The sequence below is a fragment of the Campylobacter sp. IFREMER_LSEM_CL2256 genome, assembly GCF_025771645.1.
In the GTDB taxonomy this organism is placed as follows: domain Bacteria; phylum Campylobacterota; class Campylobacteria; order Campylobacterales; family Campylobacteraceae; genus Campylobacter_D.
Window position 1 is genome coordinate 13,412 of record NZ_JAKMQQ010000012.1, and the last position, 24,564, is coordinate 37,975.

Consider the following 24,564-nt stretch of genomic DNA (forward strand, 5'->3'; position numbering starts at 1 on the left):
ATAATACATTTCTTTAACTCGGGAGATGACAGATGAAGGTTGTGCTGATAAATTCTAATGTAGCTGTTTCAAAATTAATTAGTTTGGGGGTTCAAAAACTAGGTTATGAATTTGAAGAGCTTGCAAATGCTGAAGAACTTGAAGAATTTTATGATATTATCATCATAGATCATGATATTGAAGCTAATTTAGATGAATTGAAAAGTAAATGTAATAGATTGATTTATTTATTGCCTAGAAACCAAGAGCAAGTAGAAGGCGTAGAGTGTTTATATAAGCCTTTTTTACCGACTGATTTTATAGAACTTTTGGGTAATGAAAAAACTTTAAGTGAAAGTAAGGATAGTACTTTAGAAGAAGATGAATTGAGTTTTGATGAGGATGTTTTAATTGATAAAGATATGCCTTTAGATGGAAATGAACTTTTGGCTGGCATTGATTTGTCTGAGCATGAAGAAAGTTTAAGTGAAGATGATTTAAATCTGCAAGAAGATTTTTTTGAAGAAAATTTAGATAATTCATTAGAAGTTGAAGATAAAACTGGATTATCAAATGAAGCTGATATTGACAAGGAATTAGGTGATAAGTTAACATTAGTAGATGAACAACATGAAGAAAATATAGAAGAAAATATAGAAGAAAATATAGAAGAAAATATAGAAGAAAATATAGAAGAAAATATAGAAGAAAATATAGAAGAAAATATAGAAGAAAATATAGAAGAAAATATAGAAGAAAATATAGAAGAAAACCCCGCCGAATTTGATTCTCTTGATGATTTACCTATGGTTGAAGAAATGAGCGAAAAAGAGATGAGTTTTGATGATTTACCTGAAGATGCTCAATTTATTGGTGAAGCAAAAGATGATGATAGTGTTGCAGAAGAAAATGAACCTTTAGTAGAAGAGGTTTTTGAAGATGAAAGTATAGATGATTTTCAACCAGAAGAGGAGTTAAGCACTCAAGATAAAATAAAAGAAGAATTAGCTGCTATTGATGAATTAGATGAAGAATTTGGTGATATTGATGAGAATTTAATGAGTGATTTTGATATGCAGGATTTAAGTGAGGGTGAAGATTTACAAATGAAATCACAAGCCGATGTGAATGAGGAAAATATAGAGGAAAATATGAGTGAAGTTTTAGATGAAACGCAAGATGAATTTGCAAATTTAAACGAAAATGATATTATGTTAGCTTTAGGAGAAGAACTTGCTCCAGCTATTGTAGAAAAGAAAGAAGTAAGCAAGGTAAACACTGAAGAAAAAGCAGAGAATTTACAAGAAGATGAAATGGTAAATGAGCTTAGTAAAAGTATAGCTCAAACTATCACTTCGAGTATTACCGATGATACTTTAAAAGCAGCCTTAAAAGGCATGAAAATGAATATAAACATTAACATAAGCTTTGATGAGGATAAACATTGAGTGGTCAAATTTTAATCATCTCAGGGCCAAGTGGAGCAGGTAAGAGTACCTTGCTTCAAAGGCTTTTTAAAGAAAAAGATAATATTTATTTTTCTATTTCAAGTACAACAAGAGCTCCTAGAGAAAATGAAAAAAATGGAGTAGATTATTTTTTTATTAGCGAAGAAGAATTTAAACAAGGTATAGAAAAAGGTGATTTTTTAGAATGGGCTTTGGTACATAAAAATTATTATGGCACTTCGTTAATCCCTGTAAAAAAAGCATTGCAAGAGGGTAAAAGTGTCATTTTTGATATCGATGTGCAAGGTTTTTGCATAGCTAAAGAAAAAATGCCTGAATATATTACTTCTGTTTTTATTACAACTAAAAATAAAAAAGAACTTGAAAAAAGATTGCTTAAGCGAAATACTGATAAAATAGAAGATATTAGCAAAAGATTGGAAAATGCTAGTGATGAAATGGCTTATTTGGATCGATATGATTTTTTAATCATAAACGATGATCTTGAAAAAAGCTATAGGGAGTTAGAAGCGGTTTTTGAAGCTTCAAAATTAAAAAGTACAAAACATGATTTAAAACAAATTCAAATTCAATGGAATAAAGGAGAATAAAATGCATATGCCAAGTGGAACTCAATGGTTGATTATATTACTTATTGTGGTGTTACTTTTTGGTGCTAAAAAAATTCCAGAGCTTGCTAAAGGCTTAGGAAAAGGTATTAAAACTTTTAAAGATGAAATGAATACAGAAGATGATAAAAAAATCGTTCAAGAAGATGCGCAAAAAATTGAAAAAATCAATGAAAAAGATGTTCTTGTAAAAGAAAATAACGAAGAAGTAAAAAAAGCTTAAGGCAATACATTGAAAACTTTAGTTTATAAAGAAATTAAAGAAAAATTAGGAAGAGATTTTATCTTAGAAAATCCCAAGAATAAAAATCTAGCTCATTTTGCCACGCCTTTGGCTTTTTCTTTGGCTAAAGAATTAAAGCAAAATCCTATGATAATTGCCAATGATATTGTTGCTAAGTTAAAAGATTGTGATTGTTTTGAAAGTGTAGAGGCTTTAAATGGTTATGTAAATTTTAAACTTTCAAAAGCTTTTTTAAATTCTTTGGCTACGCAAGCTTTGGGCGATAGTGAAAATTTTGCAAAAGATGATAAAAAAGAGCAGAGTTTTTTACTTGAATATGTGAGTGCAAATCCGACAGGACCTTTGCACATAGGACATGCTAGAGGGGCTATTTTTGGTGATACTTTAACTAGAGTTGCTAGGCATTTAGGGTATAAATTTGATACAGAATATTATGTCAATGATGCAGGTAATCAAATTTATCTTTTAGGTCTTTCTATATTACTTGCAGTAAAAGAGCATTGTTTAAAAGAGCAAGTTCAATATCCTGATGAGTATTATAAAGGCGAATATATCGTAGATGTAGCAAAAGAAGTTTTTGTTGATTTTGAAAAAGATTTCTTTGTAGAAGAAAACATTCCGCAATTAGCACTTTGGGCTAAGGATAAAATGCTTAAAATTATCAAGCAAAATTTGGCCGATGCTAAGATATTTATTGATACTTATGTGAGCGAAACGAGTTATTATAATGAATTAGAAAATACCTTAAAAGCTTTAAAAGAGCATGGCGGTACTTATGAACAAGATGGTAAAATCTGGCTTGCTTCAAGTGCTAAAGGCGATGAAAAAGATCGTGTGATTATTAAAGATGATGGAAAAGGAACTTATCTAGCTGCTGATATAGTTTATCATAAAGATAAAATGAGCCGCGGTTATGATAAGTGTATTAATATATGGGGAGCTGATCATCATGGTTATATAGCTAGAATGAAAGCTGCTATGGAATTTTTAGGTCATGATAGTCAAAATCTTGAAATTATCTTAGCGCAAATGGTTTCATTATTAAAAAATGGTGAGCCTTATAAAATGAGCAAAAGAGCAGGAAATTTCATCTTAATGGGTGATGTTTTAGAAGAGCTTGGTAGTGATGTGTTAAGATATATTTTTATTAGTAAAAAATGTGATACACATTTAGAGTTTGATGTAGACGAGTTTAAAAAAGAAGATAGTTCTAATCCTGTGTATTATATTAATTATGCTCATGCAAGAATTCATCAAGTATTTGCTAAAGCCGGTAAGAGTGTAGATGATGTTATGCATGCTAAACTTGAGAGTTTGAATGAAGATGGCATGAATCTTTTATTTGAAAGTTTAAATTTAAAAGCAGTGCTTAATGACGCATTTGAGTCAAGAGCCTTGCAAAAAATTCCTGATTATTTAAAAAATTTAGCTTCTTTATTTCATAAATTTTATAATGAAAATAAAGTAGTTGGTTCAGATAATGAAGATGAGCTTTTAAAACTTTTTGCCGTATGTGCTTTAAGTATTAAAACAGCTTTTGCGCTTATGGGGATAGAAGCAAAAAATAAAATGAATCACGATTAATTTTGATCGTGATTTTTACTTTTTTTAATACTTCTTGTCATCATAAAGCTTTGCTCAAAAAATAAAAGCAAAGTCACACTTACTCCTACTGCTAAGGCTAGTGTTACTGAAAGTGTTGTAAAAAAATGATCAAAAAATTGAATCAAGAAATTAGTCTTTTCGCTAATATCTTCTGAGCGTATAAAAGAAATTAAATACAATATGGCCTTATATGCATAAATTCCAGGTATCATAGGAATGAGAGCGGGAAAAGCTATGATTTCAGCAGGTGTTTTAAAAATCTTAGCTAAAAATAAACCAAGACAGCCTATGCTAAAAGAAGCTATAAAGGTTGCAATAGCCAAGGTTTGAAAGCCAAAATATCCCATCAAGGTAAAGCGCATACCATGAGCTATAGCGGCTAATATGGCTGAGAGTATGAGTGTTTTAAAGGGTGGATTACACACATAAGCAAAACCAAAACCTGTTAAAGCTGCAAAAAACATATCCCAAAGTATAGAAGAATAATCAATCATCTTAAAATCCCAAAATCATTAATACCAAGAGTAGTGTAAATTCCAATGGCAATACAGCATACTAATATCGCCACGCTAATAATACGACTAAGCCCCATAAGTATATGATCTTTTAAAATGTCTATAACGGAGTTTATAAAATAAACCCCAGGAATTAAATACAATATACTAGAACCCAAAGCAACATTAGCTTCTTGCACGAGTTTCAAATCCATTCCAAAAAATACAATAAAAGAAGATAAAAAAGAACAAATAATGTATTGAATTCTTAAATCAATTTTTATTCTAGTGAGTAAAACTCTTAAGCTAAAACCAACTAAAGTAGCTAAAAATACAAATAAGCAACCATAAAAATCTCCTCCAAATAGCTTGCAAAATGCTGAGTTTGCCACTGAAACTAAAAATAAATTCGCTAAAAAAGGATTTCTTGTGCTTTGTTTGAGTTTTATAAGAGAACATTTAGCTTCTTCTAGGTTGTATTTATGATCATGAATTTGCCAGCTTAATGCACTAAGCTCTAAAATAAGTTTAAAGTTAATGTGATTGTGTTTATTAGGTATGATATAGGTTCTTTGTATGGAATTATCATCTTTATCAAAAATATTTAGTGTGGTATGATGAAAGAAAAAATTCATGTTAATCTCATAACCATATGCATTAGCTATTCTTCCAACGCACTTTGCCACTCTTGCTGTGTAGGTTCCAGCACTTAGAAAAACACTGATGTATTCGATTAAAAAATCCGTTAAATTTTGAATAGATGGCTTTTGCATAACCTTTTTCTTTGAAATAATTTTTATAAGATTTTATCAAAAATCAAATATAAAATCATATAAATTTAAATGTTTTTAGAAAATATATATTAAATTAAAGAAAATAATAAAATACCTAGCTAATGAAACTAGGTATTTAAAATTGAAATTTTAAGATATCTTTTTTCTTTTTTGGATATAGATATAAATAGCCACAATCATAGTAACAAAAACAATACAAGCTACAATAACAAAATGCAAATATTCTTTGATTAAATCTTCATTTTTACCTAAAACATAGCCTAATATAAGCAAAATCAAACACCAAATTCCAGCCCCTAAACTAGTATAAAATATAAACTTTTTCAAATTCATTTTTGCTAATCCTGCGGGTAAAGAAATATACTGACGCAAACCAGGGATTAATCTTCCACTAAAGGTGGATATTTCACCATGTTTGTTAAAAAAGGCTTCAAATTGAGCAAATTTTGCTTCATTAACTCCAAAATATTTGCATATTTTCAAAAGAACCTCCCGTCCTAAAAAATAACATAAATAATAATTAAGCAAAGCTCCTAAAAGAGCTCCAAAAGTCCCACAAAGCAGACATAGCCAAAAGTTAAGTTCGTTTTGATGGGCTAAATATCCAGCAGGTATCATCACTACTTCACTGGGAAAAGGAAAAAAGGAACTTTCTACAAACATAAGAAAAATAATCCCCCAATAACCCCAATCTTTTGCAAGAGTGAGTAAAAAATCTATAATATCACCAAGCATAAATAACCTTTATTTTTTAAGCTAATGATATAAGCTTAGTTTTAATGTTTTAAAAATATAGCATGGCTTTTGCACAAATGACTATTAAAATACATAAAATCAATGCAATCAAGTGAGATTTTAAAGGATCTTTTCTTTTTAAAACTTTTATAAAAAATAAAGAATAAAAAGTCAAAGCTAGCATTGTTATTAGCAGCAAAAGCTTGATAAATAAAAATACTCCAAAATTACTTGCAAAAAAATCCCAAAAAGAATTAATTTCATAAAAGCTCAAAAGATAAAATCCACTTAGTAAAAGTAAGATGAAAATACCAGCAAAAATAAAAATACTTGATTTAGTATAGGCTTTTTTAATTTTATCACAATCTTCTTTGTTTGCGTGTTGATAAGCAAAGTGATAAACACATACATCAAAAAATACATAGGCTATAAAAAATACAGCGCAAATAAGATGAATACAAATAAAAATAAAATGCATAATTAATCTCCTTAAAAATTATAGCACAATTTTAAGGAGATGTAAATTTAAAGTTTTTCTAAAATTTGGATAGTTTTGATTTTATCACCTGCTCTAATGCTATCTAGCACTTCCAAGCTTTCTTTATCTTCAGGGTTAATTTGCCCAAAGATAGTATGCACTCCGTCTAAATGAGGCTGTGGGCTGTGACAAATGAAAAATTGCGATCCGCCTGTATCTCTGCCAGCGTGAGCCATAGACAAACTACCTCTTAAGTGCTTGTGTTTTTGATCGTCACATTCACATTCTATCTCATAGCCAGGGCCACCTGAGCCTATACCATAAGGACAACCACCTTGTATCACAAAATTTGGAATCACGCGGTGAAAAACAAGCTCATCATAAAAACCATCATTGGCTAAGTTGGCAAAATTACACACAGTTTGTGGCGCTTCATCAGGAAATAATTCTAATTTCATATCACCTTTTTCGGTGCTAATGATAGCAAAATTGTATTTTTTTGCATTTTTTGTGTCGATTTTTTTAAGCATTTTTTGATCCTATTCTATATTAGTATAAACTGCTTGTACATCATCATCATCTTCTAATTTATCAAGCAATTTTTCAATATCAAGAAGTTGTTCTTCGCTAAAATTTACAGGATTGTTTGCAAGATATTCAAGCCCTGCTTTTTTTAGCACTAAACCTTTTTTTTCTATGGCATTGCTAAGCTCGCCAAAAGCAGTGTAATTACCTATAATTAGTAATTCCTCTTCATTTTGCTCAAGCTCTTCAAGTCCTGCATCAATGAGTTCAAGCTCAAGTTCTTCTAAATCTCCATCATATTTTTCAAGATGAAAAACAGCTTTATGTGAAAACATAAAAGTTAAAGAGCCATTTTGTAAAATTTCTCCACCATTTTTGCTAAAAATCGCTTTTACATTGGCCACTGTGCGTGTAGGATTATCACTCATACACTCAACAATGATTAAAGCTCCATGTGCTGCTTTTCCTTCATAGTGGATATTTTTAATATCAGCACTATCTTTCCCACTTGCTCTTTTAATAGCTGCATCGATATTGTCTTTTGGCATATTATTAGCTTTTGCGGTAGCTATGGCACTACGAAGCTTTGGATTCATATCAGGATCAGCTCCGCCTTCTTTTGCTGCTACTTGTATAGCCTTTGCAAGTTTTGGAAAAAGTTTGCTCATTTTATCCCATCTTGCTTCTTTAGAGGCTCTGCGATATTCAAACGCTCTTCCCATAAATTCTCTCTTTCTTATATTGTTTTAAAGTTAAAAGTATAAACTAAGAAGTCTAAATTTGATTTTAAAGGAGTAAAAGAGTGATCAGAAAAGCTAGAAAAGATGATGTTAAAAAATGCATACAATTGCTTGCTTTAGCAATGGATCATTTTATATACAAACTTAGTGGTTATAATGATCGTCAAAAAGCTATAGAGGTTTTAGAAAATTTCTTCACTCAAGAAAATAATCGTTTAAGCTATGAAAATATATATGTTTATGAAGAAGATAGGGAAATTTTAGGTGCGATTTGTTTTTATGATGGGGCTTTGGCGGATGAGCTAGATAAGCCTTTAAATGATCATTTAGAATTTTTAGGAATCAATGAAAAAGTTTTAAAAGAATGTGAAAATGAGTTTTATTTAGATAGTATTTGCGTGGATGAAAAAGCAAGAGGAAAAGGCATTGCTAAGAAATTGATTGAATGCGCTTTCAATGAAGCTTTAAAAAATGGTAAAAAGCTTTCATTAATCGTAGAAGATGAAAATATAAATGCAAAAATGCTTTATGAAAAAATGGGCTTTAAATTTATAAAAAATAAAATTTTTCACTCTCATAAATATGAATACAGAGAAAAAGGAGAATAAATGATTATAAAAACTAAAAATATTAATTGTCAAAGTTGTGTAAATTTAATCAAGGCTTCATTAGAAGATGAATTTGGTACTATGCAAATAAATGTTGAAACAAAAAACATTGAGATTGATTTAAAAGCAGAGCAAGTTGAAGAGTTCAAAAAACAATTGCAAGATTTAGGTTTTGAGATAGATGAAGCATGAGTTAAAATTAAAAATAGGTAATATGACTTGTGTTAATTGCTCTAATGCTATAGAAAAAGTTTGTGCAAAAATTGATGGAGTAGAAGATGTAAGTGTTTCTTATGTCAATTCTAGTGGAGTGTTTTTGCTTAAAGATTTATCTTTGGAAGCAAAAATCAAAGAAAAAATCAAAGCTTTGGGTTTTGAGATATTACAAGAAGAGCAAAATTTATACGAGTTTAAACTCAAAGAGCTTAAAAATATGAAAACAAAGCTTATCATGAGTATAATTTTAAGCTCTATTGTGATGTATTTTGAAATGTTTGTTCAAGGAAATGTTTCTGCTTTAATTCAAATGTTTTTATCTATGGTAGCGATTTTTTATTGCGGAAAAGGTTTTTTTATCCACGCTCTTAAAGGATTAAGGCATAAAAATTTAGATATGAACACTTTGATATCCTTAGGTGTCTTTACTTCTTTTGTATATTCTTTTTTTGTGTATTTTGAAATATTTAGTAAAGATGGTTATTTGTATTTTAGTGGCGGAGCGATGATTATAAGCTTTGTTTTATTAGGTAAATACTTAGAAGAAAAGGCTAAATTTAAATCCTTAGAGTATCAAAATAAATTAAAAAACATAGATATTAAAAAAGCTAATATAATCTTAGAAGATGGAAGTATAAAAAGCATACCCAGTGCTTTTGTAAAAGAAAATGATGTGATTTTAGTAAAAGAGGGCGAAAGCGTTGTTGCTGATGGGGTGATTATAGCGGGTGAAGCTGAGGTTGATGTGAGTTTTTTAACAGGAGAGTTTTTACCACTTTTAAAAAAGCAAGATGATGAGATTTTAGCAGGAACTGTGTTGATTAATGGAAGTTTAAAGATTAAAGCTAATAAAAAGGCGATTGAAAGTTCATTAGAACAAATCAAAGATCTTGTTTTTAAAGCAGGTAATGTCAAAACACCTTTAGCAAATTTAGCTAATAAGATTTCAGCTTATTTTGTAGCTTGTATTATAATTTTATCACTTTTTGTGTTTGCTTTTTGGTATTTTAAAGAAGGAATTAATGCAGCATTTTTACATGCTTGTGCTACGCTTTTAATCTCTTGTCCTTGCGCTTTGGGCTTAGCAACCCCTATAGCCATAGTTAGTGCTTTAGCAAATGGAGCAAGAAATTTTATCTTAGTGAAAAATCCAGCAGTGCTAGAGAATTTAGCTAGTATAAAACTTGCTATTTTTGATAAAACGGGCACTTTAAGTCAAGATGATTTAAGTGTTTATAAGCATGATCTAACTCAAGAAAATTTTCAAAAACTCACGCAAATTGAAAATTTAAGCTCACACCCAATCGCAAAGGCTTTTACTAAAGAATTGAATGTAAATTTAAATTTGCAAGGAAAATTAAGTGTTTTAGTGGGTAGTGGTTTGCTTTATGAGGAAAATGAAGATAAATATTTAATAGGCAATGAAAAATTAATGCTTGAAAATGGTGTTGATATGCAAAAAAGCAAGCAATTTTTGCAAGAATTTGAAGATCAAGCACCTATATGTTTGTATTTTGCAAAAAATAATATTTGTCTTGGTGGGGTTTGCTTGAAAAATGAACTTAAAAACGAAGCTAAAGACTTGATAGTAAATTTAAAGCAAAAAGGTGTAAAAAGTATTATTTTAAGCGGTGATAATAAAAAAAGTGTTGCCAAAATAGCAAATGAGCTTAATATCGATGAGTATTATTCTGACTTAAAACCCGAGCAAAAGCTTGATTTTATAAAAGAAAAAATTAAAAAAGAAAAAGTGCTTTTTATAGGAGATGGTATCAATGATGCTCCTGCTTTAAATTTAGCTAGTGCAAGCATAAGTTTTTCCAAAGCAAGTGAGCTTGCTAAAAAAAGTGGAGATTTGATTTTAATAAAAGATGATTTATCTTTAATAGCTTATTGTTTTGAGCTTTCTCAAAAAACTAAAAATATCATCAAACTCAATCTTTTTTGGGCTTTTATTTACAATGCTTTGTGCATTCCTATTGCAGCAGGTTTTGTGCCATTTATAAGTCTTAGTCCGCATTTGGCAGCTTTGGCAATGTGTTTTAGTTCAGTAACAGTTGTACTAAATTCTTTAAGATTACGTTAGGTATTTAAGTTTATTTAATATTTTCTATATTATATTAATATAAATTTAACAAAAAGGAGTACTAGAATGAATTGCAACTGCGGTTTTTCTATGATGAATATAGTAAGATATTCTAAAATGATTATCTTGCTTACAGTTGCCTCTTTAGCGGCTATTGTTGTTTTTGGTAATATAACTGATTACAATTCAAATTTTCAATTTGTAAAACATGTTATGAGCATGGATACCAAACCTGATTATTTAGGTAATGCTATTGTTTATAGAGCTATTACAAATTCTACTATTCATTATATTGCCTATATTTTTATTATTTGTTTTGAAGCCTTTATTATGTTAACTGCTTTAAAAGGCGCTTTGGATATGTTTAACGCAAGAAATTCAGATGCAAAAACTTTCCATGAAGCTAAAAAATTTGGAATCATTGCTTTAACTTGTTGTTGTTTACTTTGGTTTTTTGGCTTTCAAGTAGTGGCTGCAGAATGGTTTGGTATGTGGATGAGTAAAACTTGGAATGGCTTACCTGATGCTACTAGATTAGTAACTTATATGCTTTTAGCTTTAATTTATATTAGCATCAAAAACGATGATTGATTCATCAAACTCCTAAAAAGGAGTTTGATTTTATAGTTCATTAACAGCGCGATATGCTTGATCAATTGCTGCGTGCATATAAGCATCCCAATCAGCATCTGAATTTGCTATAACGATATTACCAAAAGGTTTTCTTGCAAGTTCTATAGTTTTTTGCGCTTCTTCACTATCATCAAACAGACTGTTTTCTGTATATGAATAACAATGCCCCCAACGATTTACAACTATAGCCTTAATGTCTCTTTCATGGTCAAATCCAGCCGAGCCTAACATGCCTTGAAGTTGATCGCGAACGATTTTTTCATGTTCTTCAAAACTCATAGTGAATAATAAATTTCTACCCACTCTAGCTCTATCTCTTGCATCCATTCCTTCAAGGTCGATTCCTTGCATAGAAGCAAATACTAAAGGCGAGCATACCATATGAACACAAATAGGCTTTTTAGGATCTCTTGGGTGATGGTATCCTCCCATATCCACAGGATAATCAAGCTTGGTTCTAGCATAAGGCATTTTTGGTGAATAAATTTCATGTACTCCAAGTTTTATAAATGGTTCCCAGTTGCTTATAATAACATTTGTGTGTAAAAGAGAGGTTTTTACGTTTTTGCTTAAAGCATCTTTTTGATCTTGTGGCATGCTTGGTACTATGTATGGAATCATACTATTATAATTTGCCATTACAACTTTTTTAGCTTTTACTCTATAATTTTTGCCTTTATTAACATAAGTTACTAAAGCTCCATCTTTTGTGTTTTCTACATTGATAACAGTGCTGTTTAATCTTAAACGCACTTTGTTTTTAGCAAGATCAAGTTTAGAATAATCAAAATGAGCTAGAGTAACTTCATCCATATCTTTGCCTTTTTTAGATACATCAGGAATTAATCTTCTAACCATTAATCTAGCAACAGTAGCATTACCATCAGCGCAGTGGTGGATGTATGGTTCTTCCATTTCAGCTAATGCTTCTCCTTCGATTGGATCAAGACCAAGCTTGTCAAAACCAGGTAAAAATGAAGCTCTAGCATCTTCACAAGAAACAGCATCAATACCCAAAGCCAAAAAGTCATCTGTCATACCTTCAAAGAATTTTACAGCTTGTGGTGAAAGCTTAACTTTTTCTTCTAAGAATTTTTTATAGCTTGTTTTTGCTACATACTCATCTCTTTGCTCTTTTGTCAAGCCTTTTAAATAGTCTTTTTCGCTTTTAAATAAAGCAATTAAATCTTTTTTATCTTTTTCATTAAGAGGAAAATCACCTATAAAAGCTTCAACACTTCTGCCATTATGTCTTCCCTCAGGAATATCATCACAAATTACTTTTCTAGGGTTGCCACTTACGACCTTATCTACTCCAAATTCAGCCTTAGAAAAATACACACCCCTGCTAAGATTTAAATCAGGATAAAAATTTACATCAAAACGTTTAGCAAGCTCATCAATATCCACACCCAAAGATGATAATAAATCTACTACTTCTTTAGAATATAACGCCTTTGGTGATTGAAATGTTTCGCTACCACCATAACTTAAAATAGTACCATCTTCTAAATCTATTTCATTTCTTCTAGCATGTCCACCAAAATCATCATGATTATCAAGGATAAGAATTTTTTTATCTTTTCCAAATTTGTTTTGATAAAAACAGGCAGCTGCTAAACCACTAATTCCAGCTCCAACTACAACCAAATCATATTCTTGTTTAGGTTTGATAGCGCTAAAGTCAAATTTTTCACCATCTCTTAGCATATGTGCAAATTCATAACTTGCATTATTGCTACCCCTTAGTCCAAGCCATTTTGGAGGATAGTATTCTTTGGTAAAATCTTCGATTTTGGCTTCTTTACCATATAATACTTGCAAAGGAGTCATTCCTGCAAGTATAGTTAAAGCCATTCCATTTAAAAAATCTCTTCTTTGCATGATTGTCCTTAAAATAAGATATATCAAGTCTTATTTTAAGAATATATTTATATATTTACTCTTAAAAGTGTTTCATTTGAATACAAATTTTTATAAAAAAGTTACTTTTTTTCTCTTTTTATAATTTTTATATAGTTTAATAAGTAGAAAAATCAAGGCTAGACTTAAAGCTAAAAAATGTGGAATTTGTGGTATTTTTGCAGATAAAAAATAATGCCAAGCTGCTAGTAAAAAGCAAAAATATCCAAGTTTTCTTATTTTACTCATTTTTTTAAAAAACTTAAATGAACTTATAAACATAAATGTGAGTATAAAAAAGCTTATAAAACCACTAAATTCTAAATTTTTACTAAAAGTATCTTTGAAAAAAAATATTAAATCTAAATTTTTTCCAAAAGCAAAATAATTAAAAAAGTGAATCAAAGCCCAAAAAAATGCATAAAAACCTAAAAATTTAGGGTAATCTTTTGTGTGTTTATACTTTAAAAGTGAAAAAAACAGGCTCAATCCAAAAAAGATTAAGCCAAATATACCACTATAAAAATATACAGATTTTACAATATCAAATTCTTGCATGATTTGATAGATGCTAAAAACAATACTTAAAGCAAAGGCTAAAAATCCACCGATATTATAAACTTTTTTGCTCATTAAAAATTAACCTTTAAATCCATATCTTTATACAAATGTGCTACTTCTTTTTCGTAGCCATTAAACATTTGTGTAGGCTTGGTGAAAAAATCTCCCAAAGGACGCTCATTTGCTTGAGACCATCTTGGATGAGAGACATTTGGATTAACATTAGCATAAAATCCATATTCTCTAGGGTTTGCTAGCTCCCATGTGGTTTTAGGTTGTTCTTTGGTAAATTCTATTTTTACAATAGATTTTATACTTTTAAAGCCATACTTCCATGGAACTACAAGACGAATCGGTGCTCCGTTTTGTCCTAATAAAGGCTTTTTGTACATACCCACAGCCATAAGCGTTAGTGGATGCATAGCCTCATCTAATCTTAAACCCTCTACATAAGGATAGTCAAGAGTTGGGAAAAATGAAGCTTGATCGGCAAATTGATTTTTATCAAAAAGAGTGGTAAATTTTATAAATTTAGCCTCACTTTTGACTTTGCATTTTTCTATTAAAGCACGCAATTCAAAACCAACCCAAGGCACTACCATAGACCAAGTTTCAACACAACGAAATCTATAAATTCTCTCTTCTAAAGGAAAGGCTAATAAATCTTGCATGATTAAAGTCAAAGGCTCTTCAACTTCTCCGCTAACTTCTATTTTCCAGCCGTTTGTGTTAAAATTTTTCGCAAGCTCTACGGCTCTTTTTTTATCAGTAGAAAATTCATAAAAATTTACATAATTAGTCGCAATTTTTTCATCGCTAAGTTTTAATTTTTCATTATTAGGATCAGGAAAGAAATTTAATGCCATCAATTCAGATTGAACTAAGGCTGAACTAACTAAAGCTCCAGCACCTAGTTTTAAAAAATGGCGTCTTTTTTTATATAATTGTTCGTTTGTGATATTCATAATTTTCCTTTATAAGTTTTGTGATATTAAAACATATAAAGGAAAATAAAAGGATAATTTTTATTATATAAAAAAATATTTTTAAAAAATTATCTCATTGTTTTCAGATAGAGCAGGGTTGTTTTTTGGAAATGGAGAAGTATTGGTATAATATTCTCTTTGTTTTTCATAAATTCCTTGGTAAACTCCTTTTGGAATGATAAATTTTCTGGCACTATCAGGATAAAGTTCTAAGTATTTTGTTAAAAATTCTTTAAAAACCGGAGCAGCAGTCCTTGCACCACCTTCGATTTGTTTCATAGGTTTATTATCATCATTACCATACCAAATGATAGCTTCTATTTCAGGAGTCAAGCCACAAAACCACGCATCTACGCTTTTGTTTGAAGTGCCTGTTTTTCCAGCTATCTCAATCCCTTCTACTCTAGCATTACGTCCAGTACCTTTTTTAACAACATTTTGCATCATATCATTAACTAAAAAGGCTTGTTCAGGTTCGCTGATTTTTCTTTCTCCTGAATTAAATTCTACTACTATTTTGCCATTTTTATCAATTACTCTTTTAATGAGTATCAAATCTTTTTGCACACCATAGTTTCCAAATACTGTATAAAGTTTAGCATAGTCATAAATAGAAATTCCAAAGCTACCCAAAACTATAGATAAATCAACCGGTATATTCTCAAAGCCCATAAATTGAAGTTTATCATGGATCACATCAAGTCCTAGGGCAAGAGCTAAATTTATGGTAGCTAGGTTTCTTGATCCAGTTAGTGCTTCTTTTAAGCTTATAAGCCCTAGAAATTTTCCACCATAATTTTTAGGTTTCCAGTCTTTCTCATCTTCTTTGGTACTTTCAAAAATTCTTGAAATATCAGCAACCTTACTCATAGGAGAATAGCCCATATCAATGGCAATTTGGTATAAAAAAGGCTTAAAAGAACTTCCAGGCTGTCTTAAACTTTGAGTAGCGCGGTTGAAATTACTTTTTGTATAATTTACCCCACCTATTAAGGCTAATATATCTCCATTTTGGTGATTTGCTACTATCATAGCTCCATTAAGTGTACTTAAATTGGCATCTTTGTCTCTTTTAACTATTTCATCATAGCCAAATTTTAAAGCTTCTCTTGCAATATTTTGCACATCAAGATCTATAGCAAGCTCTATTTTATAACCGCCACTTTTTAAGTCTTTAATTCCGCTTAGTTGTTTTAAAACTTCTTGAGTAACATAAGGAGCTGCATTTTGTGTTAAAGTATCATCATATACTTTTGGAATTTCTTTTAAGGCATTTTCATACTCTTCTTTAGAAATCCAACCAAGATTATACATTCTTTGTACTACGCTATTTGCTCTAGCTAAAGAAAGATCTAAATGTCTAGTAGGATCATAAGTACTTGGAGCCTTTGGCATACCTACTAAAATGGCAATTTCTTTCAAACTAAGCTCATCTAAATTTTTTCTAAAATACCCAAGCGCAGCAGTTTTTACTCCATAATATCCATGCCCAAAGAATATGAAATTTAAATATCTTTCTAAAATTTGCTCTTTAGTTAAAGTACTTTCTATTTTATATGCAAGCAAGGCTTCTTTTAGCTTTCTACTCAAAGTGCGCTCAGGGGTTAATTCTGTGTTTTTTATGAATTGTTGCGTAAGAGTGGAAGCTCCTTCCATGGTTTTTCCACCACTTCTTATGATTTTAATAGCTGCTCTAAAAATCGCATCTATATTAACCCCACCATGTTCAAAAAAGCTAGTATCTTCAATGGCTACCAAAGCTTCTATAAGTCTTGGTGGAAGTTCTTCATAAGGGGCATAAAAGCGGTGTTGCTCGAAAACATTTGCAACTAATTTTCCATTTTTATCAAAAATTTGTGTTGTAAGAGGTGGTTTGTAATCTTTAAAGGTGTATTGATTTAAATCAGAATCAGAAAACAAATAAGCAATAAATATAAAAATTCCAACCGCACACACTACACAAAAAGAAAGAAATATTTTTAAAATTTTTATCATAAAAATGCTTTCAAAAGTTCTATATTAAGCCCTAGTGCTGTACTTTGATGGCCTATGATTTTTTTAATGTATTTTTTATGAAATCCCTCGCACATCACAGCTCCGGCTTTGCCTTGATAAAGTTTTGAGTCAATGTATTCTTGCATATCTTTTAAATCAAATTTATCCAAAATCAAATCACACTTGCTAAGATTAAAAATCTTTTTATCTTCTAAAACTAAAATCATCGCGCTTAAAACGCTAATGCTTTTGCCACTTTGCAAATTGAGCATATTAAAAGCCTCATTATCGCTTTTAGCTTTAGTTAGAATGATATTTTGAGCACAAACTATGCTATCAGCAAATAAAACATTTTTTAAATCAGGATATTTTGCAAAAAACTGCCTTTCTTTTTCTAAAACAATTTTTTGCACATAAGAGCTTGGATTATCTTTTTTTACCAAGCTCTCATCATAATCGATAATAATTTGTTCAAAAGCGATATTTGCTTCTTTTAATAAAGCAACGCGTGAAGGCGAACTTGAAGCTAGATAAAGCATTAAGCAAGACTTTCTTCTATGATTTTCTTAGCATGATCAAGCGCTTGTTCTATTTTACTTGTATCTTTACCGCCAGCTGTTGCAAAATCATCCCTACCGCCACCGTTTCCACCAAGCATTTGCGCAATTTCTTTTACCAAAACACCGGCTTTTAGCGAAGCGTCTTTAACACCTGCTGCTATGATGATTTTGCCTTCTTTTTCTTGTAAAAGTAAAATTACAGCTTTGTTAAATTTGTTTTTAAACTCATCTATCATGGTTTTTATATCGCCACTATCTATTTTTTGCACGCAATATTGAATGCCATTTAGTTCTTTAGAGTTTAATTCTGCTTTGTTTGAATTTTTTAATTCATTTTTTAAACTAGCTATTTCATTTTTTAATTTTGCCACATAGCTTAAAATATCATGAGTTTTTAACTCTTCTTTGGCTTGGTTTAGTTCTTTTAAATTTTCATTAACATAATCAAGTGCAGCTTTGCTTACTACTGCTTCTATCCTTCTAACTCCAGCACTAACCCCGCTTTCTTTGATGATATAAAAACTTCCTATTTCAGAGCTATTTTTCACATGGGTACCACCGCAAAGTTCTTTACTAGCTCCTAGGGTTAAAACTCTTACTTTTTCTTGATATTTTTCACTAAATAAAGCTATGGCGCCACTTTTTTTAGCTTCATCTAAAGCCAAAATTTCAATTTTAGCTTCATTTGCTTGCATGATGTAAGTGTTTACTAAAGCTTCTATTTGCTTTAATTCTTCTTTGTTTAGAGCTTTTGGATGAGTAAAATCAAACCTTAATTTATTATGCTCTACCAAAGAACCTGCTTGACTAATGTGTGAGCCAAGAATTTCTCTTAAAGCATGGTGTAATAAATGTGTCGCACTATGATGTCTTGCGATTTGTTCTCTTTTTTTAGTATCTATGCAAGCTAACACTTCATCATTTGTTTTAAGATTTTGTTTTAATTTCACTTGACTAAGATTAATATCAAAGAATTTTTGTGTATCTAAAACCTCATTTTCATTGATAAAACCTATATCAGCGCTTTGCCCTCCACTTGTTGCATAAAATGGAGTTTTTTCAAGCATTAACCATGCTATATCTCCTGCCTTTGCTTCGGTTATGATTTTAAAATTTTCATCTAAAATGGCCATGATTTTAGTTTTTTCTTCATAATTTTCATAACCACTAAAAGTATTTTTACCAAATTTTTCTAATAAAACTTTAAAGTCCCCGCTAATTGCTTTATCCCCACTTCCTTTCCAAGAAGCTTTGGCTCTATCTTTTTGTTCTTGCATAAGCTCATTAAATTTAGCCTCATCTACACTAAGATTTTTTTCTCTTAGCATATCTTGGGTTAAATCAAGTGGAAAACCATAAGTATCATAAAGTTTAAAAGCTACTTCACCGCTAAAAATATCTTTAGTTTTTTTAAGTTCTTCATTGAAAATTTCAATACCATTTTCGATAGTGCTTAAAAATCTTTCTTCTTCTAGTTTAATCTGCTCTTTGATAAATTCTTTTTTTTCATTTAAGTAAGTATAATGCCCACCCATTAACTCGCAAACTACATCTACAAGCTCATACATAAAAGCTCTTTTAAGACCTAGTAAATATCCATGTCTTAAGGCACGGCGCATAATTCTTCTTAAAACATAGCCCCTACCTTCTTTATCAAAGCCAACTCCTTGAGCAAGTAAAAATACACTTGATCTAATATGATCAGCGATTACTCTATAGCTAGCTCCACTTTCATAGGTATAAGTTTTACCGCAAAGTTTTGCAATACTCTCAATAATAGGCATAAACAAAGAACTATCAAAATTGCTAAATTTTCCTTCTTTTATAGCGCTAACTCTTTCAAGCCCCATACCTGTATCAATACTTGGTTTTGGTAATGGAGTAAGTGTGCCATCAGCACTTCTTTCATACTGCATGAAAACGAGGTTCCAAATTTCTAAGAACCTATCTCCATCACCACCCATATAATCTTCACTAGAATTAAAATGCTCAGCACCTTGATCATAAAAAATTTCACTACATGGCCCGCATGGTCCAGTATCGCCCATTTGCCAGAAATTATCTTTATCGCCAAATTTATAAATTCTTTCTTTTTCTATATGTTTTTGCCAAAGCTCATAGGCTTCATCATCGCTTTCATGTACAGTTACATATAATCTTTCTTTAGGTAGTTTTAAAACTTCAGTTACAAATTCCCAAGCATAAGCAATAGCTTGTTCTTTAAAATAATCCCCAAAACTAAAATTCCCAAGCATTTCAAAAAAAGTGTGATGTCTTGCTGTGTAGCCTACATTGTCTAAGTCATTATGTTTTCCACCGGCTCTTATACAAGTTTGACAGCTTGCTTTACGCGGAGGATTAGGGCGTGGTACTTCTCCAGTAAATATACTTTTAAAAGGCACCATACCTGCATTAGTAAAAAGTAAAGTCGCATCATCAGGAACTAAAGGGCTTGAAGGAGTGATTTCATGTCCTTTTGACTTAAAAAATTCTAAATATTCTTTTCTTATATCCATAGATTTTCCTAGCTAGTTTTTTGCTTAAAATAATACCAAAAATACTTTAAATTAAGTAAAACTATCTTATAATCACGATTTTAAATTTACTAAGGTAATACAATGAAAATTCCTTTTATAGACTTAAATACTCAATATAATGCTTATAAAAATGAAATCGATGAGGCTATTAGTGAAGTTTTACAAAGCACTTCTTTCATAGGTGGTGCAAAATTAGAAGAATTTGAAAACAATTTAGCTAAATATGTAGGTATTAAACACGCAATAGGTTGTTCAAGTGGCACAAGTGCGTTATTTTTAGCCTTGATGGCTTTGGGTGTAGGTAGGGATGATGAGGTAATAGTACCAAGTTTTACCTTTATAGCTACAGCTGAAATGGTTGCTCTAATCGGCGCTAAACCTGTTTTTGTAGATATTGATTTTAAAGATTATAATCTTAGTTTAGAAAAAGTTCAAAGTGCTATCACGCCTAAAACTAAAGCTGTAATTGCTGTGAGTATTTTTGGGCTTATGCCCGATATGCTTACTCTAAAAGAGCTTTGTAAAAGTCAAAATATTGCTTTGATAGAAGATAGCGCGCAAAGTTTTGGAGCTAGTCAAAAAGGTATAAAATCATGTTCTATAGCTGATATATCATGCACAAGCTTTTTTCCGTCTAAGCCTTTAGGTGCTTATGGAGATGGCGGGGCGATTTTTACCCAAGATGATGAATTAGCGCAAAAAATAAAAATTTATTTAAATCATGGACAAGTGCAAAGATATAAGCATAAATACATCGGTATTAACGGAAGGCTTGATACCATCCAAGCAGCTATTTTAAATGTGAAATTAAAATACTTAGATGAAGAGATTAAAAAAAGAGAAGCAATAGTAAAAATTTATGATGAAAATTTAAAAAATTGTATTTTACCACCAAGAAAAGATGATTTTGTGAGTGCCTGGGCTCAATATAGCGTGCGTGTAAAGAATAGAGAAAATTTCATGCAAAAATTACAAGAGCAAGGCATACCTACTGCGGTGCATTATCCTTTAGGGCTTCATTTACAAGAAGCTTTTGATTATCTTGCTTATAAAAAGGGCGATTTACCAAATACAGAGCTTTTAAGTGATGAAATTTTATCTTTGCCTATGAGTGCATTTTTAAAAGAAGAGCACCAAGCTAGAGTGATTGAGGCTTTTGAATGAAAATAGGGCTTATAGGCCTTGGTAAAATGGGCAAAAACCATTTAAGAGAACTTGAGCATAATTTAAAAGTAAAAGAAATTCATCTTTATGACCCTTTTTGCAAAGATGAATTTAAACACTTTTTTCATAAAAATTTTGATGATTTTTTAGCACAAAATCTTGATGGTGTTATCATTGCCACGCCTACTCATACGCATTTAGATATAGCTTTAAAGGTTTTTCCTAAAATAAAAAATGTTTTGATAGAAAAGCCTTTGGCGTTAAATGTTGATGAAATTTTAATCTTAGAGCAAAAAGCTAGAGAAAACAAAGTCAGAGTAGGGGTGGGTTTTTGCGAGAGATTTAATCCTGCTATTTTAACTTTTAAAGAAAAACTTTTAGAAGATGAGATTATAAGTATTAATATACAAAGAATTTCGCCTTATCCGCAAAGAATAAACGATGTAGGTGTTTTAAGTGATCTTAGTGTGCATGATATTGACTTAGTTAGATTTTTAAGTCAAGAGCAAATTTTAAAAGCAAATATTTATAAAAGCTTCCATCATGATAAATTTGAAGATGAGGTAATGATAAGCTTAAAATTAGAAAATATCTTAGCAAGTATTCATGATAGCTGGAATGGACAATGCATTATAAGAAAAATCACAATTTTAGGTAAAAAACATACTTATGAAATTGATCTTAAAAATTTTGAACTTTTTATCAATATGCAAAAAATTCCAAATTTATATGAAAACTCTCCTTTATATGCTGAGCATGAAGACTTTTTTGAGCTTTTGCAAAATGGAATTTGTGAAAATTTAGCTAGTATTGAAGATGCTTTGAGAGTGCAAGAAATTTTAGAAGGTGTTTGATAGTGAAATATGTATTTTTTTTAAATATGGGCGGGGTTAATAAACTTGATGAATGTGAAGTTTTTTTAAAAAATATGTTTAATGATCCTTATATTTTAGGGATACAAAATGTTTTTTTAAGAAAATTTGTAGCCTTTATGATAAGAAAATCAAGATTAAAAGCTATGAAGCAAAACTATGAAAAAATGGGTGGGAAGTCCCCGCTTACCCAAATCACACAAAGTTTATGTGATAGATTAAATTCTAAAACTAGAGAATATAGCTTTGATTTTATCAGTCTTTATGTGCCACCCTTTGCAAATGAGGTTTTTTCAAAATATGATTTTCAAAAAAATGATGAAATCATTTTATTTCCTTTATACCCTCATCATTCTAAAACCACTGTAACTAGTTCTTTAGAAGTAGTGCAAAATGAGCTAAGAAGTGTCCAAAATCAAGCTAATGTAAAAATCATTGATGTTTTTTATAAAGATGAGCTTTATAATGAAATGATTATAAAGCATATTTTAGAAAAAAAGAAAGAATGTGATTATAAAACTTTGATTTTTTCTGCGCATTCTTTACCGCTTTCAGTGATTAAAAAAGGCGATTTGTATGAAAAACATGTGCAAGAGCATGTGGGTATCTTAAAAGAAAAACTTAAAAATGAATTTGAACAAATCATTTTATCGTATCAATCAAAACTAGGTCCAGTAAAATGGCTTGAACCTAATACAAGTGATATTTTAGAAAATTTAAATCAAAAAGCTTTGATTTATCCTATATCTTTTTGTATAGATTGTTCTGAAACGATTTTTGAACTTGGAGTTGAGTATAGACACTTAGCAAAAAGTGATTATGAGCTTATCCCTTGTCCTAATGATAGTGATGAGTTTATAAAATTTATTAAAAATAAATTAAACCTATAAACAAACTTTAAACAACTTTAATATATAATTCCAAACTTCAAAATATTATTATTTCCAAAGGAGTTTTAATGTTAAATTTCACGGGGAGGGGGGGGGATTGAGAATTCTCAATCAAACAATATTTCTTTTACTAAGAAAACCTTCTTATCTTTAGCAACTATATCTTTTTTAGCAACTTGTGCTAATGCTAGTATAACAACTATAAGTGATAAAGCTTCTAATGGTAGTATTACTATCACTAAAGCTAAAAGCACTACAAACAATAACAACAAACAAGTAAAAAATTCTAAAAGTATTAGTGGTGGTGGTTGTAGTGGTGGTAGTAATTGTACTATAAATAGTGAACAAACAAGTACCGTTACTATAAATGGAAGTGATGGTGGACATTTAATTGTAGATAAAGAAGGCAATATAAATGTTAGTGGCAATAATCAACACGGGGTTAATATAGACGCTTCTTCAAATGCTACTATTACTAATAATGGTAATATCAAAGGTAGTAATGGTATTAACATTAATAATAATAAAACTTTAGACAATCTTACTAATACCGGTAATATTATTGGGATTCAATGGAATGGTGTTGATGTTCAAAGTGGTGGTAAAATAGGAACTATTACTAATAGTGGTTTAATACAAAGCACAGGTGCTGAGCATGGTATAAATATAAAAAATAATGCTACTGTAGAAAATATATATAATAATGAAAATGCAGTTATTAAAGGAGTTAATGGTATTCAATTAGGAAGTAATGGTGGTATAAATTCTATTATTAATCGTGGTACTATTCAAGGGAATAATACTGGTATATTGAGCAATGGAAATATTGGTACTATTCAAAATTATGGCACGATAAAAGGAAATGGAGCTGACGCTATTCGTATAGGTGGCGGTTCTACAATTGATAATATAACCAATCATGGTGTGATAGAGGGGAATAGAGGAGGAATATATGCTTTTAATAATTCATATATAAAAACAGCTATTAACTCAAGCACTGGTACTATTATAACTCATACAGAAGGATATAATATTGACAATCAATTATATGCTTTAGGAGTTTTTGGTGGACTTTATGGATCTCCTCAAACAGATTATTTAAAAAATGAAGGTTATATTTTATCTGCTGGTGCAGGTATAGGAGCTAGTTATCATAGCAGAAAAACTATTAAAAATATGGATAATTCTGGAACGATTGTATATAATGGAGAATTTGGATATAAATGGAATGAGAAATGGGGAGCGGGTGCTGGTATATTTAACTTTAACGCTCATACTACATTGATTAATAATTCAGGATTTATGCAAGTTCTTAATGGAATTTATCTTGTAAGTGGCTCCACAGCTGAAACCATTCTTAACTCAGGAACTATTAATGCTTACAATCGTGGTATTATGCTACAAGGCGGTAAAATTAATACTATTAAAAACACTGGAACCATTATAGCAGGAGATCTTGCAGTGGATATTGGTAGCGATGCTGGTACTGTTACATTTGAAGGAGAAAATTCTTTTGTAGCAGCTGATAAGATTACAGCTGTTGGAAGCTATAGAACAACTGATTCAATAGCACTAAAAGATGGTGCTACAATTGCAGCAATAAATTTTAATGAAGATAGAACAGCTTATACTTTTGATTATGAAGGTTTAGCTTTATTAAATCAAGGTACTATAAACGAAAGCATTAGTCTTAATGGTGGATCTAAAATCATAGGAATACTTCGCAATGGTGGCACCATTAAAGAGAATATCAACCTTGATGGTGGCTCTAAAATCATAGGAGCTCTTCATAATAAAAATACCATAGGTGGTAATATATCTTTAGACAATAAATCCTATATCACTTCAATCAATAATGAAAAAACCATACAAGGCTCTATAGA

At 30.5% G+C, this 24,564-nt stretch carries 25 protein-coding genes; 12 read left to right on the forward strand and 13 right to left on the reverse strand.

Features of this window, described 5'->3' with window-relative positions; all coding sequences use genetic code 11:
• Positions 1-32: 32 nt before the first annotated feature.
• The 4 genes from L8U00_RS06475 to argS are packed head-to-tail and all read left to right on the forward strand — an operon-like array spanning position 33 to position 3,884.
• Positions 33-1,427, forward strand: a complete 1,395-nt coding sequence (locus L8U00_RS06475) for a hypothetical protein (RefSeq protein ID WP_263708945.1) — start codon at positions 33-35, stop codon at positions 1,425-1,427.
• Positions 1,424-2,038 carry a guanylate kinase gene (gene gmk / locus L8U00_RS06480; RefSeq protein WP_263663070.1) on the forward strand — a complete coding sequence of 205 codons (615 nt, stop codon included), beginning with the start codon at positions 1,424-1,426 and terminating at the stop codon, positions 2,036-2,038. Before L8U00_RS06475 ends, gmk begins: the two co-directional genes overlap by 4 nt.
• 1 nt (position 2,039) lies before the next feature.
• The gene (locus L8U00_RS06485) at positions 2,040-2,279 is read left to right on the forward strand and encodes a twin-arginine translocase TatA/TatE family subunit (RefSeq protein ID WP_039618758.1); all 240 of its coding nucleotides are present in this window, start codon (positions 2,040-2,042) and stop codon (positions 2,277-2,279) included.
• A gap of 9 nt (positions 2,280-2,288) precedes the next feature.
• A complete protein-coding gene (gene argS, locus L8U00_RS06490) occupies positions 2,289-3,884 on the forward strand; it encodes an arginine--tRNA ligase (RefSeq protein WP_263708946.1) in 1,596 nt (531 codons plus the stop codon).
• On the opposite strand, the gene L8U00_RS06495 is transcribed toward argS, so the two are convergent.
• The 6 genes from L8U00_RS06495 to L8U00_RS06520 form a co-directional block, all read right to left on the reverse strand.
• Positions 3,881-4,399, reverse strand: a complete 519-nt coding sequence (locus tag L8U00_RS06495) for a threonine/serine exporter family protein (protein WP_039618755.1) — start codon at positions 4,397-4,399, stop codon at positions 3,881-3,883. The two genes, argS and L8U00_RS06495, sit on opposite strands and share 4 nt — an antisense overlap.
• Positions 4,396-5,172, reverse strand: a complete 777-nt coding sequence (locus tag L8U00_RS06500) for a threonine/serine exporter family protein (RefSeq protein ID WP_263708948.1) — start codon at positions 5,170-5,172, stop codon at positions 4,396-4,398. Before L8U00_RS06500 ends, L8U00_RS06495 begins: the two co-directional genes overlap by 4 nt.
• A 150-nt stretch (positions 5,173-5,322) precedes the next feature.
• The gene (locus L8U00_RS06505; RefSeq protein ID WP_263708949.1) at positions 5,323-5,928 is read right to left on the reverse strand and encodes a DedA family protein; all 606 of its coding nucleotides are present in this window, start codon (positions 5,926-5,928) and stop codon (positions 5,323-5,325) included.
• A gap of 49 nt (positions 5,929-5,977) precedes the next feature.
• Positions 5,978-6,406 (reverse strand): trehalose-6-phosphate synthase, encoded by a 429-nt coding sequence (locus L8U00_RS06510; RefSeq protein WP_263708950.1) that lies wholly within the window; start codon positions 6,404-6,406, stop codon positions 5,978-5,980.
• A 47-nt stretch (positions 6,407-6,453) separates the two neighbouring features.
• Positions 6,454-6,936: a peptidylprolyl isomerase gene (locus L8U00_RS06515; protein ID WP_263663075.1), complete on the reverse strand. Its 483-nt coding sequence runs from the start codon at positions 6,934-6,936 to the stop codon at positions 6,454-6,456.
• A gap of 9 nt (positions 6,937-6,945) precedes the next feature.
• Positions 6,946-7,653: a YebC/PmpR family DNA-binding transcriptional regulator gene (locus L8U00_RS06520; RefSeq protein WP_263708951.1), complete on the reverse strand. Its 708-nt coding sequence runs from the start codon at positions 7,651-7,653 to the stop codon at positions 6,946-6,948.
• Positions 7,654-7,733: 80 nt separating this feature from the next.
• Between L8U00_RS06520 and L8U00_RS06525 the strand changes: the two genes are divergently transcribed.
• The 4 genes from L8U00_RS06525 to L8U00_RS06540 all read left to right on the forward strand — a co-directional run bounded on the left by L8U00_RS06525 (position 7,734) and on the right by L8U00_RS06540 (position 11,172).
• Positions 7,734-8,279 (forward strand): GNAT family N-acetyltransferase, encoded by a 546-nt coding sequence (locus tag L8U00_RS06525; protein WP_263708952.1) that lies wholly within the window; start codon positions 7,734-7,736, stop codon positions 8,277-8,279.
• Entirely contained in the window at positions 8,280-8,471 is a 192-nt protein-coding gene (locus L8U00_RS06530) for a heavy-metal-associated domain-containing protein (protein ID WP_263708953.1), read from the forward strand.
• On the forward strand, positions 8,461-10,581 hold the full coding sequence (locus tag L8U00_RS06535) for a heavy metal translocating P-type ATPase (RefSeq protein ID WP_263708954.1): 2,121 nt from the start codon (positions 8,461-8,463) through the stop codon (positions 10,579-10,581). Before L8U00_RS06530 ends, L8U00_RS06535 begins: the two co-directional genes overlap by 11 nt.
• A gap of 66 nt (positions 10,582-10,647) precedes the next feature.
• On the forward strand, positions 10,648-11,172 hold the full coding sequence (locus L8U00_RS06540; protein WP_263708956.1) for a DUF2165 family protein: 525 nt from the start codon (positions 10,648-10,650) through the stop codon (positions 11,170-11,172).
• Between the two features lie 30 nt (positions 11,173-11,202).
• Here L8U00_RS06540 and L8U00_RS06545 read toward each other — a convergent pair whose 3' ends face one another.
• From L8U00_RS06545 to alaS, 6 genes are all read right to left on the reverse strand, one after another.
• A complete protein-coding gene (locus tag L8U00_RS06545) occupies positions 11,203-13,098 on the reverse strand; it encodes an NAD(P)/FAD-dependent oxidoreductase (RefSeq protein WP_263663081.1) in 1,896 nt (631 codons plus the stop codon).
• Between the two features lie 90 nt (positions 13,099-13,188).
• Positions 13,189-13,749, reverse strand: a complete 561-nt coding sequence (locus tag L8U00_RS06550) for a sulfite oxidase heme-binding subunit YedZ (protein ID WP_263708957.1) — start codon at positions 13,747-13,749, stop codon at positions 13,189-13,191.
• Entirely contained in the window at positions 13,749-14,642 is an 894-nt protein-coding gene (gene msrP, locus L8U00_RS06555) for a protein-methionine-sulfoxide reductase catalytic subunit MsrP (RefSeq protein ID WP_263708958.1), read from the reverse strand. The genes L8U00_RS06550 and msrP overlap by 1 nt, the downstream gene beginning before the upstream one ends.
• 81 nt (positions 14,643-14,723) lie before the next feature.
• The gene (locus L8U00_RS06560) at positions 14,724-16,655 is read right to left on the reverse strand and encodes a PBP1A family penicillin-binding protein (RefSeq protein WP_263708964.1); all 1,932 of its coding nucleotides are present in this window, start codon (positions 16,653-16,655) and stop codon (positions 14,724-14,726) included.
• Positions 16,655-17,197 carry a septum formation inhibitor Maf gene (gene maf / locus L8U00_RS06565; protein ID WP_263708959.1) on the reverse strand — a complete coding sequence of 181 codons (543 nt, stop codon included), beginning with the start codon at positions 17,195-17,197 and terminating at the stop codon, positions 16,655-16,657. Before maf ends, L8U00_RS06560 begins: the two co-directional genes overlap by 1 nt.
• Positions 17,197-19,734, reverse strand: a complete 2,538-nt coding sequence (alaS, locus tag L8U00_RS06570; RefSeq protein WP_263708960.1) for an alanine--tRNA ligase — start codon at positions 19,732-19,734, stop codon at positions 17,197-17,199. The genes maf and alaS overlap by 1 nt, the downstream gene beginning before the upstream one ends.
• A gap of 108 nt (positions 19,735-19,842) precedes the next feature.
• Between alaS and L8U00_RS06575 the strand changes: the two genes are divergently transcribed.
• The 3 genes from L8U00_RS06575 to hemH are packed head-to-tail and all read left to right on the forward strand — an operon-like array spanning position 19,843 to position 22,681.
• The gene (locus tag L8U00_RS06575) at positions 19,843-20,919 is read left to right on the forward strand and encodes a DegT/DnrJ/EryC1/StrS family aminotransferase (protein WP_263708966.1); all 1,077 of its coding nucleotides are present in this window, start codon (positions 19,843-19,845) and stop codon (positions 20,917-20,919) included.
• Positions 20,916-21,773 carry a Gfo/Idh/MocA family protein gene (locus L8U00_RS06580; protein WP_263708961.1) on the forward strand — a complete coding sequence of 286 codons (858 nt, stop codon included), beginning with the start codon at positions 20,916-20,918 and terminating at the stop codon, positions 21,771-21,773. Before L8U00_RS06575 ends, L8U00_RS06580 begins: the two co-directional genes overlap by 4 nt.
• A gap of 2 nt (positions 21,774-21,775) precedes the next feature.
• Positions 21,776-22,681 carry a ferrochelatase gene (gene hemH, locus L8U00_RS06585; RefSeq protein WP_263708962.1) on the forward strand — a complete coding sequence of 302 codons (906 nt, stop codon included), beginning with the start codon at positions 21,776-21,778 and terminating at the stop codon, positions 22,679-22,681.
• A 107-nt stretch (positions 22,682-22,788) separates the two neighbouring features.
• On the opposite strand, the gene L8U00_RS06590 is transcribed toward hemH, so the two are convergent.
• On the reverse strand, positions 22,789-23,109 hold the full coding sequence (locus L8U00_RS06590; RefSeq protein WP_263708963.1) for a hypothetical protein: 321 nt from the start codon (positions 23,107-23,109) through the stop codon (positions 22,789-22,791).
• A 382-nt stretch (positions 23,110-23,491) separates the two neighbouring features.
• Here L8U00_RS06590 and L8U00_RS06595 point away from each other — a divergent pair.
• Positions 23,492-24,564 (forward strand): hypothetical protein (locus L8U00_RS06595; protein ID WP_412175426.1); only part of this gene is annotated, 1,073 nt, incomplete at its 3' end.

Coding starts and splice junctions, on each gene's coding strand:
- L8U00_RS06475 (WP_263708945.1), top strand. CDS start 33: ATGAAGGTTGTGCTGATAAATTCTAATGTAGCTGTTTCAAAATTAATT.
- L8U00_RS06485 (WP_039618758.1), top strand. CDS start 2,040: ATGCATATGCCAAGTGGAACTCAATGGTTGATTATATTACTTATTGTG.
- L8U00_RS06495 (WP_039618755.1), bottom strand. CDS start 4,399: ATGATTGATTATTCTTCTATACTTTGGGATATGTTTTTTGCAGCTTTA.
- L8U00_RS06500 (WP_263708948.1), bottom strand. CDS start 5,172: ATGCAAAAGCCATCTATTCAAAATTTAACGGATTTTTTAATCGAATAC.
- L8U00_RS06505 (WP_263708949.1), bottom strand. CDS start 5,928: ATGCTTGGTGATATTATAGATTTTTTACTCACTCTTGCAAAAGATTGG.
- L8U00_RS06510 (WP_263708950.1), bottom strand. CDS start 6,406: ATGCATTTTATTTTTATTTGTATTCATCTTATTTGCGCTGTATTTTTT.
- L8U00_RS06515 (WP_263663075.1), bottom strand. CDS start 6,936: ATGCTTAAAAAAATCGACACAAAAAATGCAAAAAAATACAATTTTGCT.
- L8U00_RS06520 (WP_263708951.1), bottom strand. CDS start 7,653: ATGGGAAGAGCGTTTGAATATCGCAGAGCCTCTAAAGAAGCAAGATGG.
- L8U00_RS06530 (WP_263708953.1), top strand. CDS start 8,280: ATGATTATAAAAACTAAAAATATTAATTGTCAAAGTTGTGTAAATTTA.
- L8U00_RS06535 (WP_263708954.1), top strand. CDS start 8,461: ATGAAGCATGAGTTAAAATTAAAAATAGGTAATATGACTTGTGTTAAT.
- L8U00_RS06540 (WP_263708956.1), top strand. CDS start 10,648: ATGAATTGCAACTGCGGTTTTTCTATGATGAATATAGTAAGATATTCT.
- L8U00_RS06545 (WP_263663081.1), bottom strand. CDS start 13,098: ATGCAAAGAAGAGATTTTTTAAATGGAATGGCTTTAACTATACTTGCA.
- L8U00_RS06550 (WP_263708957.1), bottom strand. CDS start 13,749: ATGAGCAAAAAAGTTTATAATATCGGTGGATTTTTAGCCTTTGCTTTA.
- msrP (WP_263708958.1), bottom strand. CDS start 14,642: ATGAATATCACAAACGAACAATTATATAAAAAAAGACGCCATTTTTTA.
- maf (WP_263708959.1), bottom strand. CDS start 17,197: ATGCTTTATCTAGCTTCAAGTTCGCCTTCACGCGTTGCTTTATTAAAA.
- alaS (WP_263708960.1), bottom strand. CDS start 19,734: ATGGATATAAGAAAAGAATATTTAGAATTTTTTAAGTCAAAAGGACAT.
- L8U00_RS06580 (WP_263708961.1), top strand. CDS start 20,916: ATGAAAATAGGGCTTATAGGCCTTGGTAAAATGGGCAAAAACCATTTA.